21 protein-coding genes and 1 pseudogene are annotated in these 12,022 nt (G+C 58.5%); 6 read left to right on the plus strand and 16 right to left on the minus strand.

The features are described 5' to 3' along the window. The first annotated feature begins 161 nt into the window (after positions 1-161). Both RPMA_RS19115 and RPMA_RS19120 read left to right on the plus strand, forming a co-directional pair. Positions 162-347, plus strand: a complete 186-nt coding sequence (locus tag RPMA_RS19115) for a hypothetical protein (protein ID WP_211909255.1) — start codon at positions 162-164, stop codon at positions 345-347. 59 nt (positions 348-406) lie between these two features. Next, positions 407-556, plus strand: coding sequence for a hypothetical protein (locus tag RPMA_RS19120; protein ID WP_211909256.1), 150 nt, complete (start codon positions 407-409; stop codon positions 554-556). On the opposite strand, the gene RPMA_RS19125 is transcribed toward RPMA_RS19120, so the two are convergent. The 10 genes from RPMA_RS19125 to RPMA_RS19170 form a co-directional block, all read right to left on the minus strand. Continuing rightward, a complete protein-coding gene (locus RPMA_RS19125) occupies positions 541-792 on the minus strand; it encodes a hypothetical protein (protein ID WP_211909257.1) in 252 nt (83 codons plus the stop codon). The genes RPMA_RS19120 and RPMA_RS19125 overlap by 16 nt on opposite strands. Before the next feature lie 25 nt (positions 793-817). Continuing rightward, the gene (locus RPMA_RS19130; RefSeq protein WP_211909258.1) at positions 818-1,252 is read right to left on the minus strand and encodes a RuvC family protein; all 435 of its coding nucleotides are present in this window, start codon (positions 1,250-1,252) and stop codon (positions 818-820) included. A 240-nt stretch (positions 1,253-1,492) separates the two neighbouring features. Beyond that, entirely contained in the window at positions 1,493-1,708 is a 216-nt protein-coding gene (locus tag RPMA_RS19135; protein WP_211909259.1) for a hypothetical protein, read from the minus strand. 363 nt (positions 1,709-2,071) lie between these two features. Then, positions 2,072-2,329 carry a hypothetical protein gene (locus tag RPMA_RS19140; RefSeq protein ID WP_211909260.1) on the minus strand — a complete coding sequence of 86 codons (258 nt, stop codon included), beginning with the start codon at positions 2,327-2,329 and terminating at the stop codon, positions 2,072-2,074. Between the two features lie 48 nt (positions 2,330-2,377). Beyond that, a complete protein-coding gene (locus RPMA_RS19145; protein WP_211909261.1) occupies positions 2,378-2,635 on the minus strand; it encodes a hypothetical protein in 258 nt (85 codons plus the stop codon). Next, complete coding sequence (locus RPMA_RS19150; protein ID WP_211913736.1) at positions 2,632-2,805, minus strand: DUF3606 domain-containing protein; 174 nt, start codon at positions 2,803-2,805, stop codon at positions 2,632-2,634. Before RPMA_RS19150 ends, RPMA_RS19145 begins: the two co-directional genes overlap by 4 nt. Positions 2,806-2,954: 149 nt before the next feature. Then, complete coding sequence (locus RPMA_RS19155) at positions 2,955-3,311, minus strand: response regulator (protein WP_211909262.1); 357 nt, start codon at positions 3,309-3,311, stop codon at positions 2,955-2,957. 397 nt (positions 3,312-3,708) lie between these two features. Beyond that, on the minus strand, positions 3,709-3,867 hold the full coding sequence (locus RPMA_RS19160) for a hypothetical protein (RefSeq protein ID WP_211909263.1): 159 nt from the start codon (positions 3,865-3,867) through the stop codon (positions 3,709-3,711). Continuing rightward, positions 3,854-4,324 carry a hypothetical protein gene (locus RPMA_RS19165; protein WP_211909264.1) on the minus strand — a complete coding sequence of 157 codons (471 nt, stop codon included), beginning with the start codon at positions 4,322-4,324 and terminating at the stop codon, positions 3,854-3,856. Before RPMA_RS19165 ends, RPMA_RS19160 begins: the two co-directional genes overlap by 14 nt. Before the next feature lie 440 nt (positions 4,325-4,764). Beyond that, positions 4,765-5,166, minus strand: a complete 402-nt coding sequence (locus tag RPMA_RS19170; protein WP_328516578.1) for a DUF1376 domain-containing protein — start codon at positions 5,164-5,166, stop codon at positions 4,765-4,767. A gap of 188 nt (positions 5,167-5,354) precedes the next feature. Here RPMA_RS19170 and RPMA_RS19175 point away from each other — a divergent pair, with 188 nt between their 5' ends. Further along, complete coding sequence (locus tag RPMA_RS19175) at positions 5,355-5,531, plus strand: hypothetical protein (RefSeq protein ID WP_211909266.1); 177 nt, start codon at positions 5,355-5,357, stop codon at positions 5,529-5,531. Between the two features lies 1 nt (position 5,532). Here RPMA_RS19175 and RPMA_RS19180 read toward each other — a convergent pair whose 3' ends face one another. Both RPMA_RS19180 and RPMA_RS19185 read right to left on the minus strand, forming a co-directional pair. Beyond that, positions 5,533-5,808 carry a hypothetical protein gene (locus RPMA_RS19180; RefSeq protein WP_211909267.1) on the minus strand — a complete coding sequence of 92 codons (276 nt, stop codon included), beginning with the start codon at positions 5,806-5,808 and terminating at the stop codon, positions 5,533-5,535. A gap of 158 nt (positions 5,809-5,966) precedes the next feature. Further along, positions 5,967-6,185 (minus strand): hypothetical protein, encoded by a 219-nt coding sequence (locus RPMA_RS19185; protein ID WP_211909268.1) that lies wholly within the window; start codon positions 6,183-6,185, stop codon positions 5,967-5,969. 206 nt (positions 6,186-6,391) lie between these two features. On the opposite strand from RPMA_RS19185, the gene RPMA_RS19190 reads away from it, so the two are divergent. Next, complete coding sequence (locus tag RPMA_RS19190; protein ID WP_211909269.1) at positions 6,392-7,555, plus strand: DNA cytosine methyltransferase; 1,164 nt, start codon at positions 6,392-6,394, stop codon at positions 7,553-7,555. Between the two features lie 33 nt (positions 7,556-7,588). On the opposite strand, the gene RPMA_RS19195 is transcribed toward RPMA_RS19190, so the two are convergent. After that, a complete protein-coding gene (locus tag RPMA_RS19195; protein WP_211909270.1) occupies positions 7,589-7,870 on the minus strand; it encodes a hypothetical protein in 282 nt (93 codons plus the stop codon). Between the two features lie 133 nt (positions 7,871-8,003). Here RPMA_RS19195 and RPMA_RS19200 point away from each other — a divergent pair, with 133 nt between their 5' ends. Together RPMA_RS19200 and RPMA_RS19205 are read left to right on the plus strand one after the other, a co-directional pair. Beyond that, positions 8,004-8,222 (plus strand): hypothetical protein, encoded by a 219-nt coding sequence (locus RPMA_RS19200; RefSeq protein ID WP_211909271.1) that lies wholly within the window; start codon positions 8,004-8,006, stop codon positions 8,220-8,222. A gap of 256 nt (positions 8,223-8,478) precedes the next feature. Then, positions 8,479-8,673 (plus strand): annotated as a pseudogene (locus RPMA_RS19205) (DUF6496 domain-containing protein); the annotation flags it as partial. A gap of 208 nt (positions 8,674-8,881) precedes the next feature. On the opposite strand, the gene RPMA_RS19210 reads toward RPMA_RS19205, so the two are convergent. From RPMA_RS19210 to RPMA_RS19220, 3 genes are all read right to left on the minus strand, one after another. Then, complete coding sequence (locus RPMA_RS19210; RefSeq protein ID WP_211909273.1) at positions 8,882-9,055, minus strand: hypothetical protein; 174 nt, start codon at positions 9,053-9,055, stop codon at positions 8,882-8,884. A 678-nt stretch (positions 9,056-9,733) separates the two neighbouring features. Further along, positions 9,734-10,276 carry a recombinase family protein gene (locus RPMA_RS19215; protein WP_211909274.1) on the minus strand — a complete coding sequence of 181 codons (543 nt, stop codon included), beginning with the start codon at positions 10,274-10,276 and terminating at the stop codon, positions 9,734-9,736. A 211-nt stretch (positions 10,277-10,487) separates the two neighbouring features. Further along, positions 10,488-11,525, minus strand: a complete 1,038-nt coding sequence (locus RPMA_RS19220) for a zinc-dependent alcohol dehydrogenase family protein (RefSeq protein WP_211909275.1) — start codon at positions 11,523-11,525, stop codon at positions 10,488-10,490. Positions 11,526-12,022: the final 497 nt, after the last annotated feature.

A 12,022-nucleotide genomic window follows, 5' to 3' on the forward strand; every position in this document is an offset into this window, starting at 1 on the left:
CACGCACCCGTTTGCGCCGTTCGTCGCGCAGGCGCTGGTCACGGCCCGCGAGCTGAGACACACGCCTCTGAGCCCGGCGCCGGGAAGCGAATGGGCCGCCCACCTCAATGAAGTCGGTCGGCTTGACCTTCTTATGCTGGTTGAACGAGGCGTATTGCTCGATGACGGTCAGCATCTCACCCGAGAGCGACTACGAAATCCATTGCCTGGCGAAGGCTTGGGACATTCCAGTTACGCAGGCACGCGAGCGCGCTTACCATTATGCCGCCTTCCATCAATTGAACAGCACGCCGGAGATGGAGCGGGCCGCGGCAATTCGCCAGGCGGAGGCGGCAGTGGAGATGTAAAAGCAGGCTTAGAGAGAATCAGGCACGCTGCCTGCGACACGGAGAGCAACGGAGCCCCCATGGCCAAGAAGGCAGCAGCCAAAGTCCCGAAGAAGGCGGTCAAAAAGGCGTCGAGAAAGCCCGTCGTTGGTGAGATTCTCGCGCCTTCGCCGAGAAAAGCTCCCCCTGGCAAAAAATCAGCCGTGAAGAAGTCTCATCGCTTTAAATAATCCGAGGATTGGCGGTTGCTGGAAGCCCGCTCTCGGAAATAGACCACGCCGTAAATCAAAGCCATCACCAAGAGTGCGATAGCCGACATCCATAGGGCGATTGGTACGCTCTGAATGCCCACGTCTTCGTCCGCGATTGCATCCCAGACGACGTAACCGAGCATTCCGCCGCCTACGACAAGGCACCCCGCCAGGATCATCAAGCCGACGTTTCGTTCGTATCGAGATTGAGCCATGCCGCTCTCCGTCGAGACGTTCGCCCTAAACGAACAGGTTGCTATCCATCGCGTATGCGGCGGCCCAGCTTGCATCCGCCTCATCTTCCTTCAACGAAACGCCCCAGCGCTCCTTAGCGGCAGCCTGCATCTCAGGCTTCTTGGCATTCCCCTTCCCGGTCGCGTGGATCTTCAGTCGAGAGAGATGGACTGCCGACCACGGGAGCCCCTCCAGCTCGCAGGCGAGGATGGCAGCTCCAAGCATAGGGAAGAGCGCTTTGACGCTGGAGAACTGTCCGGAGAATGGCTCTTCAATACAGACGCCGATGCAGTCAGGTCCGGCGAAGCGTTTGACGATCCCGGCGACGCCGACCGTGCGAGCGCCGATTGTTGCTTCAAGCCAAACTGTCTGGGCATCGATCTCTCCATCAGTGAATAGCCTAGCAACGCCGAGCGACGTCCCAAGATCCAGGCCGAGCACGTACTTACGCCCCACTCACGGGCGCATTCCATTGGTGCATATCGATGAGAGCAAGCTTGCGCGGGCCAAGCTCTAAGAGGCGGCGCACGGGAAGGATCAGGCTGATAGGAATCCGAACAGGAAGGGTAGGCTCACCGTAACGACCAGAAGCGCGAGGACGCCCAGCACCAGGCCGTCGCCCTCCTCTAGGCTTTTTGGCGGTGTTGGTCCGATCCATTCAAGAATGATGCGCCACATCTCTTAGCCTGACAACCCAGCTGCAACATCGACGTCACGGTTGAGCTTGTAGCGTTGATACCAGGAGATGGCCTTGTTCGAGAGCACAAGCCGGCTGGTCACGCCCTGACGCAGCATGCTCTCGACGGCGTGGAGCAATAGCTGGCTACAGGTGTCGGGATCATCGATCTCACCTGTACGTTCGAGATAATCCCACGCGATCTGGATCGCCTCTTCCATGAGGATCGCCGCGGGAGGAATGTGTACAGAATGAGAATTCATACGGGACAAGCAACGAGGAGACGCCTTCGTTCCTGCACCAAGCTGACCGCGACGGATAACCACGGCTCAGCCAAAACAGTATTTATGCAGCCATCGAAATCGGCTATTTTTCCAAGCTATGCCGCATACGAGAACACCGCCCTGTCCAGAATGTCAGTCGCCGACAACATCGGTTCGCTCTGCTCCGTCGAAACCGGGGTTTGTCGCGCACACTTACGATTGTGCGAAGTGTTTGCAGGTTCACACCATCATCGAGCCCGATCCAATGAAGAAGACCGAGGGCTGGTTGAAAAGCGAACTCAAGCCACCGGAATAAAGAGCTTAAATTCTGCGATGAGACGGGACGCCACGAATGGCCTTGCCGCTGGCATAGGTGTGCTGATCAGCCACCCTCGCCTCACCGGTCAGCCGATTGCGCTCGCCAATCAGTTCGTCGGTCTTGTTCTGCATGCGCTCCAGTAAGGCAATGGCCGATGAGGTCGGAATGCCTGCCCGCTGAAGGTCAAGGATGTCGCGTTGCTGCCGTTTGATCTGCACGCGCATGCGGGCGATCTCGGCCTTAATGTGGTCGAGCTTCATGAGCCAAATCCTGATGATGGCCCATAGAACAAAAACAGAACGATAGAGTCAAGCTAAACGGGATCCGTCGTTCCGGCGCGAGCCTTTTGGCAGGTCACGCTCAGCTTTCTCAACTTCCTGCCGGTAGTCAGCTTTGACCGCGCGGACGCCCCGAAGCTCCACACCAAGCTTGCTGGCTGTTTTGGTCACAGACGAAGACGACCGGTTCAGGGCGGCCGAGCAACGAAGCGCAGAGGCTCCTTGTGCGGCGAGCGCCTTGAGTTTTTCAATCTCTTCGTCAGTCCAACGGCGGACAACCGGCTTCATGCTGCCAACTGCTTGCGAACGGCTGCGGCAGAGTTTCCGACCTTATCGATGACCCTTTGAAGCTCATCCTTTGAGACGCCCAGCTCATGCGTCCAGTATCTGACTTCGTGGTCCTCGTTCATATTGATCTTGCTGCGATCCGGCTGGCCCCGGTTGGAGAGATTATCCACTGGCGTTCCCCTTTCGGTGCTGAAGCAGAAAGCATCGAGCATTCCTTCTGCTTTGCGAACGGCATCATTTGGATTGCGATGGGGCGTCATCACGCGCTCCTCTGCATCCGGAGGAACGCATGGAAGGAACAATTGTTCCGACTCTAAAATCAGCGGCGCGCGGCTACGTTGAGCGCGGTCAGGATATCCACTGACAGGTACGGCTTTGGCAGGAAAACCGCTTCCGAGGGCATTTCCCCCGCAACGGGCCGATGCTTGCCGCTGGCGACAATGATGTAGACGGGTGGCCAGCGGTCACGAACGACCGCGGCCAGCCTCAGCCCGTCCATCGACCCCGGCATATCAATGTCAGTGAATACGATGCGGACTTCCGTATCCCCCTCAAGGATGTCGATTGCCTCATCAGCGTTCGAGGCGGTGACGACAGAGTAGCCGGCATCTCGGAGGGCGTCCTCAACCCACATCATGATAAGGAATTCGTCTTCGACGACAAGAACTTTGGGCACGGAGCCCTCCGCGAGTGATGCTGCTCAGCGTCACAGAACTGTCAATTGTATGCTTCGTTCCCGCAGTGCGGGAAGTTTGAGCACGGGTGTCAAAAGCGCGCGTTGCGCGGTTCCCAAACGGCGGATACGGTCAACGCATTCGAACCTGATGAGAGTTCTCGCTTCGCCCTCATCCAATTGCGAAGAACCTCATGCTTCCGAATACGCCTCACATTGTTCGACCGGATTGCCCTGAGTGCAAAGGTCGGACTTCGCTCATGCGAATCACTCCGATTTCAGGCTCACGAGAGACGCGCCTGTTTGAGTGCGTAGACTGCGGACGTGTCATCGAGCAAACGGTCAAATCACCAAAGATTCCGCACTCTCCCTGGGTGAGCAGCGGCCTGCATCCGCCGGACTAATCGAACCGCATGTGCGGCGGCCAGGGATCAATCGGCTTTGGCTTCTGATACGGCACGAACGGCGGCGGGTAGCCCTGCTTCGCTTCTTTCTGAAGCTGTTTGATGTTCTCGGCAGTCTCGCCGTACTCACCGAGGAAGAGTTCAAGCTGCATCATCGGACAAGCCCACCAGTTGGCGTTTTCGCTCTAGCACACGGTAGCCCGTCGCCGTTCTCACACTTCCCACGAACTCGGCGATACTCGGCTCCTTTGCCTCCCCCATAAGCGACCATCGAACTGCCTTCTCCACAGCATACATCGGAAAATCTCCTACTGCTTCGCACCAGATCTTGAGGTTCATCTTCACGTTTTCCTCGCCGCCGAAGGTGCGCCACTTATGCCCGGTCAGCAGTGTCTGGATCAGGTCCAGCAACGCGGGCATGTCTTCCCGGCTCGGCTTGGTCACCTTGTCCAGAACCCATAGGGATTGCCTCAGCCCGTCTGACAATTCCGGCGTCAGGGCCGGCGGGGTAACTGGTGAAAGCAGCCTCCCCTCCCAATCCCTCGGGGCGCTGTCCAGTGAGTTCAGCCAGTGCTGCACGCTTTGCGGAAGCCATGACGTCACGGCTGCCATTGCCGCCTTGTCCGGCTGATCTCGGACGAGTGCCAGGGCCTCTTGCGGCGAACCGGGCCGAGTTACGGCACCAGGTGTCCCAGCAAAGATCAAGGCGAGTGTGCTTGGAGCGGACGCTGATGTGGTGATTGCGGAACCGCGCCCACTCGTCATCGATGACGGTTGGGTCAACGTGTCTGCTGGCTCGGTAACGGAGATCGTCGGGGATTGTAACAAGGTCTTCGAGAAGGACTGCAATACTTGTGAGAGGCGTTGATCCACGACGGGAGACTTTCGTTGGTTTTACATTCTCGCTTACAGATACTTCAGTATCTGTATTAGGGGTTGGGGTTGGGTTAGTTGGATTCTGGTTGGCGTCTGGTTGAACATCCGTTGAATGCCTTCCCTGTCTTTTCAAAGCACTAGACCTGCCAGCTTGCGCATTCTTCGCACGTCTATCTTCAGCATGATGGCGTTCGTCGGAGAGTTGGTTGCTGCCATTTGCCGTCAGGCATCACCTTCCAGAAGGCCATAACTACATCACGGTTGCGCAGCCAGGTGCGCAGATCCATGGAAGCCCAGCGGCTCAGTGTCTCGTCATTGTTCGGAAGCGCACAATCAGGCTGGCGCCAGGCCATCATCAGCAAATGGAGATATGCCCCGTGCTGCGCGGAGGTGAGATGTCGCGTGTCGGCTAGATACGCGTCGGTGTAGAGGGGGATGGCGGGAGACTTTGCCACATGACGAGCTTTCCTTCTTGTTTGTCCACCCACGGGTTTCTCAAATGGACGACGGCAACGAGGGAAAGACCGTGAGGTAAAGCTCGCTTTCAGGCTATTGCGTTCGCACGCCCTAGCCGTCACAGCCAAGGTGAGTCACGTCGGCTTATCGGTCAATCAGGATTGTTTGCCACACGCCGGTGCGGAATTGTCACAAGCGGTTGAGCCGTGCGCAAAACGCGCGATTTAACTTGCGAACATCCCGCGCCGGGATACCGTGCGCGCACTCCCGGCTGGCCAAGAGAAGCCATTGCAGGGCGCAGGGGTTGGACATGAGGAATATTGGCCGGGTGCCTGACGACGAGGCGTTACGCCTTGTTTCGGCTTTTCTCCAGATTCATGAGCCCGAGCGGCGCCAGAAGCTGCTGGACATAGCCGAGCGCATGGCCCGTCGCAGCATCAAGCCAGTCGGCACCTATCCTCTCGTCTCGCAAGACAACGAGATGTAATTCAAATCTGCTCCTGTCGTTGACGGAGCTGTTCGACCGCTGCCATACCGGCGGACACCATCCCGCCGAATGTCCGCTCACCGCCGCCCACACGGGCGAGGATGCTACGAGCGATGAAACAACGGTTCTCGTGGGTGTCGAGTTCGGGCTTTAGCACCTCGCAAGCCTTCTGGAGCGCCATCTCCATCTCGAAGACGGTTCGATTGCCGAACATCTCGGTTACGAGTGGCGGGGCTTCGGCGGACGGCAGTTCGACAGCAGCGGGCTCGGTTGACATTGCGATCCTCCCTGTTTTTCTGATTATTGCGGAGATTTTGTTTTTGTTCCGAGCCGCGTCTCACTGCGGACGCACCCCGTCGAAGCGGGGTGGAGTGGTCGTACGCGATACGTTCATCGCCGCTCCAGTTCGACGCGTAACCGATCTGCATTTCTGCCTCAGTGCGCCGACCGCAAATCGACCACGGCCTGGCGTCCTGCTTCCGTCAGTTTGGTCAAGGTACGGTGGCCATTGTGCGCAGCATCAAGGATCTGCTGCGCGATATAGGCCCTTGTCTCATGCGAGCTGGCCTTCTCGCCGGGCAGTAACGAGCATGCGCGGTCGAGCGCGATTTCGATATTGGCCTTGGTGTTATCACTGAAATCTTGGATCGACACTTTCTCCTCCTCTGTGGACCATCCATGCTAGGAGTGTCAGTGCATCGGCGTCTGACCGCTAGGCGACAAATAGAAGCTGCGGTATACGATTTATTGCGTCAGCATTGCTGTCTCACTCATCATCAGAGACATCATCATGCTTGAGCGCATCAGCTTTCAGCTTGCGAACAACCGTGGCCGTTACAGCCACTTCATCGAGGCCGGCGGTGCCGTCGCCAGTCTCTATCCGCAAGCGGTTCTTCCTCATCGCGCGCCGCGACGGCAAGGCGATTGTCTGGCCGAAGCCCACGCACGGCAAGAAGGGCTCCGGCCTCTCTCCGTACCGCACGGCGGCGGACATCATTGATTGGAGCATTCCTTGCCCCAGCATCTTTGAGCGTTCTCGCCCGCTGGCGGAGAACACCCTTCGTCGTATCGCCCGCGGAATTCAGCGTTATGTCATCGACAACGCCGAGCCTTTCATCGTGGAGATTGCCAACAGCAGCAATCCCAATGGCGTCAGCAGCGTGAGTGACCCGCTCCGCACCGTGACAGCTATGACCAAGGGCGGGACGTTTGCCCTTGCAAGCCCAACCCTGATTCAGACCGGATACGGCGAACGCGAAGGTCAGTCACCGCGCGTGCCGGGATTAGACAAGCCCCTTGGGACTGTGGTGGCTGGCGGCCAGAAGCATGCACTCGTGTCGGCATTCTTGGCGAAACACTACGGCGGCGTTGTTGGAATTACCGTTGACGTGCCCACCGGTACCGTGACCACCGCCGACCATCACAGCCTCGTCACCGCTCACATCACGAAATTCCGAACCGGCGCTACCGGCTCCGCGATTGACGAACCACTTCACACCATCACCGCAGGCGGCTTTCAGAAGCGCGAGGGCGGCAATGGTCATGCGATGGGTTTGGTGAGCGCCTGTCTCATGAATATGAAGGGAAAGAGCGTCGGTCAGAAAGCAGGGGAGCCAGCTCGAACAATCACTGCCGGAGCGCCCCATCTCGCAGAGGTGCGCGCCTTCCTCGTGAAGTATTTCGGGACTGACCAAGATCCACGTCTAGAAGAGCCCCTACACACCGTGACGACAAAGGATCGCTTCGGACTGGTGATGGTGAATGGGGTCGAATATCAGATCGTGGACATCGGCATGAGAATGCTTTCGCCGCGAGAGCTGTACCGCGCTCAGGGTTTCCCCGACTCCTACATCATCGACCGCACGAAGGACGGCAAGCAGCTTTCCAAGGCCGCGCAGGTGCGCATGTGTGGCAACTCGGTGAGCCCGGTGTTGGCGGAGGTGCTGGTGAAAGCAAACCTCTCTGAGAGCAGCCTTTTCGACATGCCCGCGAACGACGACCTCAAAGCAAGCGCAGCAGCATAGCAAAGAAAAAGCCCGGCATTGCCGGGCTTCTCTTTACCAACCGTGATAGTGGCGATGGCGCCAACCGCGACGCGGGCCGTAATAAGGACGGTCGTAGTAAGCATAGGGGCCGCCGCCATAGTAACCGTAGCGAGGGCCGTATCCGTAGCCGTACCCGCCATAGGCGCCGTTCGCGACTGCTGCCGCGCCGAGAACGCCCGCCGCTACACCGAAGCCGACCGCAGCATTTCTGCCGCCGCGTGCCTCGGCCGGAGTAACTGCCGCCGCCGTCGCAAGCGCTGCGACTGCTGAGAATGCAATTGCCATCTTACGCATGTGTGTCTCCTTGTTTGCGTGTGGCCAATACATGTGCAGCAGCATCGTTGCGACTAAACGCGCTCTATTATTTTCGAGAGAAGTGAAACGTTTCCGAGAAGACAGCCTTACCTTCCAAACTCCGGAGGCATGCATGCCATACGCTCTATTCGACGATGACAAGAAACTCAGCCGAGATTTTGACACCTACGAAGCCGCGTGGGCACACGCAGAAGAGGCAGGGCTGACGGACTCGACCGGAGGCAAGACCGTGCTGTTCGACGGCTACCGCATTGAGCACTGTGAGCCAGACGAGCCAGCCGCAAGTGACGAGACGGCCAAGGAGTGGACGCAGCCTGCGCGGATAAACTAGGCGATTATCAAAGCCCGTTCGCCTTTAGGCGGACCTCCCCACGTCCTCCCGCCCTTGCGGCTTAAAGGCCGCTTGGAGACACTGTGCTCATTGAGAGGTTTGAGTGCTGGACGGGTGCCTGCGCCATCCAGGGAACTTGGACGTAATTTTATCGATTGGTCATCGCTATCAATCGAGAGGAAGCCTCATGGCGAAGAAAGCGAAGAAGGCTAAGTCGGCGAAGAAGACCACCAAGAAGACGACGACGAAAAAGACGAAGAAGGCGGCCAAGCGCAAATACTCGAAGAGCGCCGGCAAGGAAGTCGAACGGGAGATGCACCGTACCAAGAAGGGGACGGCAAAGAGCGGCCCCGGCGGAAAAGGCGGCAAGGTGAAAAGCAAGAAGCAGGCTATCGCAATCGGCCTGTCCAAAGCCCGCAAAAAGGGCAAGAAAGTCCCGAAGAAAAAATCCTGACCGGAACGTGGTGTGATATGCGGGAGTTGGCTGTCCGGAGTGTCTTAGCCCTCCCGATATTCCCACCTGCCCCGCTTCGGCGGGGCTTTTCTTGCTTGCAAGGAACAGGTTGTGAAGGGCCGGATTGACCACGTGAGCAGTCGATCCCTCTGCTCAGTGGGAGTAGCTCCGTCGTTCTGGTTGGTGCTCGGGCGGCGGGGTCCACCTATCCATCGAGTTTCTTTCGGAAACCCATAGCCTGCCGGACATCGAGGATGGCCATGCGCAAGAGAGCTGAAGTGGTCTCCACCCCGGCCTCCACGGCCAGCACCTGAAGGTCACACAAGCTATCCTCCAGTTTCAGCAGCTTATCCCGCCTCTCCGCGTCCTCATCGCCCATGCCAGCCTCCGGTTTTCAGCGGATTACGCGTGACGAGGCCGCCGGTTTCAGGACTGGCGCATTTTGCCGCAATGCTCGCTATGCGGGAACGCCGTAGCAAGCGTCTGATTGATATTTGGGCGGGGTCGCTTCCGCCCCGGAAGCCCTGTCTGTCCGCAATTCCCCCGGGCGGCGGGGTTTCTGTTGAAACCATTCCGACGATTGTACGTCTCTTGGTTGAGCGGTCCCCAACCCGCTCAACCCTCAGCCTGGTTGAAAGCCCCGTTGCCCCAGCGGGGCTTTCGCTCGTTAGGACAAAGAAAAGGCCCCCTGGGGAAGGCGCCTTGCAACTTGGAGGGTTGAGCAGCGGGCATGCTGCGGAGGTTATAGGCTGCGCGCTTCTGCGAGCGCATCAGGAGTCGGAGGGCAACCGACAAAGGGGTTTAGCCGCCCGTTCTGGCGAACCTTGCCACCGCCGCCGCCCGCCGCTTCTACGGCGTTCTCAGATGCTGCGGAGGCAAGACACAGGGCTTGATGATACGGGTGCAACGAGACTGCAACGGCGCGTTAAATGACCGGGCTGATTTTTCAGCACTTTTAGCCATCGTTACGCACCGTTGCCCGGAGCGATTGTTGAGTGTTTTCAATCTCAAAGACGATAGAGAATTTGGTCGGTCCAGAAACTCTCGACTAGCGCAGCTATTTCACGCGGCTGATCGTGTTAGGCGATACATTGTAGGTGCGAGCAATCTCTCGAACGGACTCGCCCTGCGCCTTCCGATCGCGAACTTCGCGCTGCTGGTGAGCTGTAAGCTTATGTTTTCGCCCCATTCGCACACCACGTGCCTTCGCACGATCTCTTCCCTCGGTCGTGCGAGCTTTGATTAGCTCACGTTCGAATTCGGCGAGGCCGCCAATCACCGTTAACATTAGCCGGCCGGCTGGAGTGGTCGTGTCTGCCCATTGCTCAGCCAGGGACAGAAACGATGCGCCACGGTCGGCGATGGCTTTTAAAATGGTGAGTAAGTCGATTGTTGAGCGGGCTAGCCGGTCAAGGCGTGTGACGACGAGGACGTCGCCCTGCCCGAGCGATGACAAAAGCTTCGCCAGCGCTTGCCGGTCCGACTTAGCGCCACTTGCTGTTTCCTGAACAACCCGACCGCAACCCGCAGCCTTCAACTGAACGGCCTGATTATCCGATGATTGGCCTGTGGTGCTAACTCGCGCGTAACCGATTTTCATGTCGAATTATGACACGGATATATGACACAGTCAATCCTTTGAAATGTTTGTGGCTCGGCTGCGTGTCATTTTTGTTGATTTATGGAGCAGGCAGCGAGGCGCCTAATGCCCGCCCTCGCCCCCAAAAGGAGGCAAACGCGCGCCAAGGCCCACTTTGCACCATCAATGGACGTTTCGGGCTCCAGGTCTAATGAGCGCTTGGAGGCCTGGATCACGCGTCAAATGACAAGACGATCTTGCCGAAATGACTTCCGTTCTCCATTTCCTCGATCGCTCTTCTCGCCTCTGTCCACGGCATGACGCGATCGATCACGGGACGAATCTGATGAAGGGCCAAAGCGCGGCACATGGCCTCGAACATTTCCCGGGACCCGACAGAGAGGCCCTGCACTCGTGCGGAAGTTCCGATCATTACTGACGCCGATAACTTCGCGGGCGGTGCCGTCGCATCCGTCAGCACACCGATTACGGCAATGTGGCCGGCGAGACGGACCGACTTCAAGCTCTCGCTCAGTGTTCCCGCGCCGCCCACCTCCATGACAAAGTCCGCCCCGCGACCGTTTGTGAAATCGCGAACGGCCTTGTGCCATTCGGGCGTGCGTTTGTAGTTCACCACGTGGCTCGCGCCGAGTTGCTCTGCCCGAGCCAGCTTCTCGTCAGACGACGAGGTGACGATTGTGCGCAGCCCCGCCGCGCGAGCGAACTGCAGACCGAAGATCGAGACGCCTCCGGTTCCTTGAAGCACGACGGTATCCCCTGGCTCGAGGCGCGCATCGACAAACATTGCCCGCCATGCGGTGAGCGCTGCACATGGCAACGTGGCAACTTCCTGATCGGACAGATAATCAGGCACCTTGGATACAGCGATTTCCGGAAAGAGCGCTAAGTCGCGTCCCGCTCCTTCAGCGCCTGGAGACCCCAGTGGCCCCTCGCGCTTAGCGGGCGTCGGTGGGCCTCCGTCCCAGTTGGGAAAGAACAGGGTCGAGACGCGATCACCAACCGCGACCCGCGTCACGCCTGCGCCGACAGCCTCGACGATGCCGCAACCGTCGGAAAAAGGAACAACCGGCGGCGCATCCTTCCCGCCCGCCGAATAGCCACCCTTCGCGATGATGACCGTGTCTCGGAAGTTCAGCGAGATCGCCCGCATCCGGACAACGATTTCGCCATGAGCAGGCTTCGGGTCTGGCCGCTCGACTATGTTCAAGTTGTTCGATCCCCAAGGATACGAAAGCTCGATAGCGCGCATGCGATCTTCTCCAGTTCGTCGTTTGAAAGGCCATTTTGCCTCAGGTAGGTAGACCGCCTCAATGCCGCCCGGAGCTCATCCCAGTAAGTGGAATGATATATCAAGGAGCCGACTGCGGCGGTCTTTCCGGTTTCGCGTCGCGACAGCAACGCATCAGTACGCGCGGCCACTGCCCAGAACCTTCGAAAGCTGGCAAAACTGATCCCGCCAGCGGATCCGATGCACATCTGAACTGGGACAGATACCTGCACGCCGCTCACTTGCGCACGGGCCGATGGCCAACTGGCTGACTTCTTCCACACAATCCGCCAAGAGCGGCCCCACCTCATTCTTTAGGCGGCAAGTGCGGCTTTCGGTCGTTCAAAACCATTTCGGAAAGCCCGACGCGCCGCAGCGGGACTCTCAGGTAATGCCACAATGGATGATGGGACGCCTCCCGATTGAGCAATACTCAGCTAACCTGCCGCTTTCCCCAATCCGTTTGCTCGAATTCGTGA

It is taken from the genome of Tardiphaga alba (assembly GCF_018279705.1).
Lineage (GTDB): Bacteria > Pseudomonadota > Alphaproteobacteria > Rhizobiales > Xanthobacteraceae > Tardiphaga > Tardiphaga alba.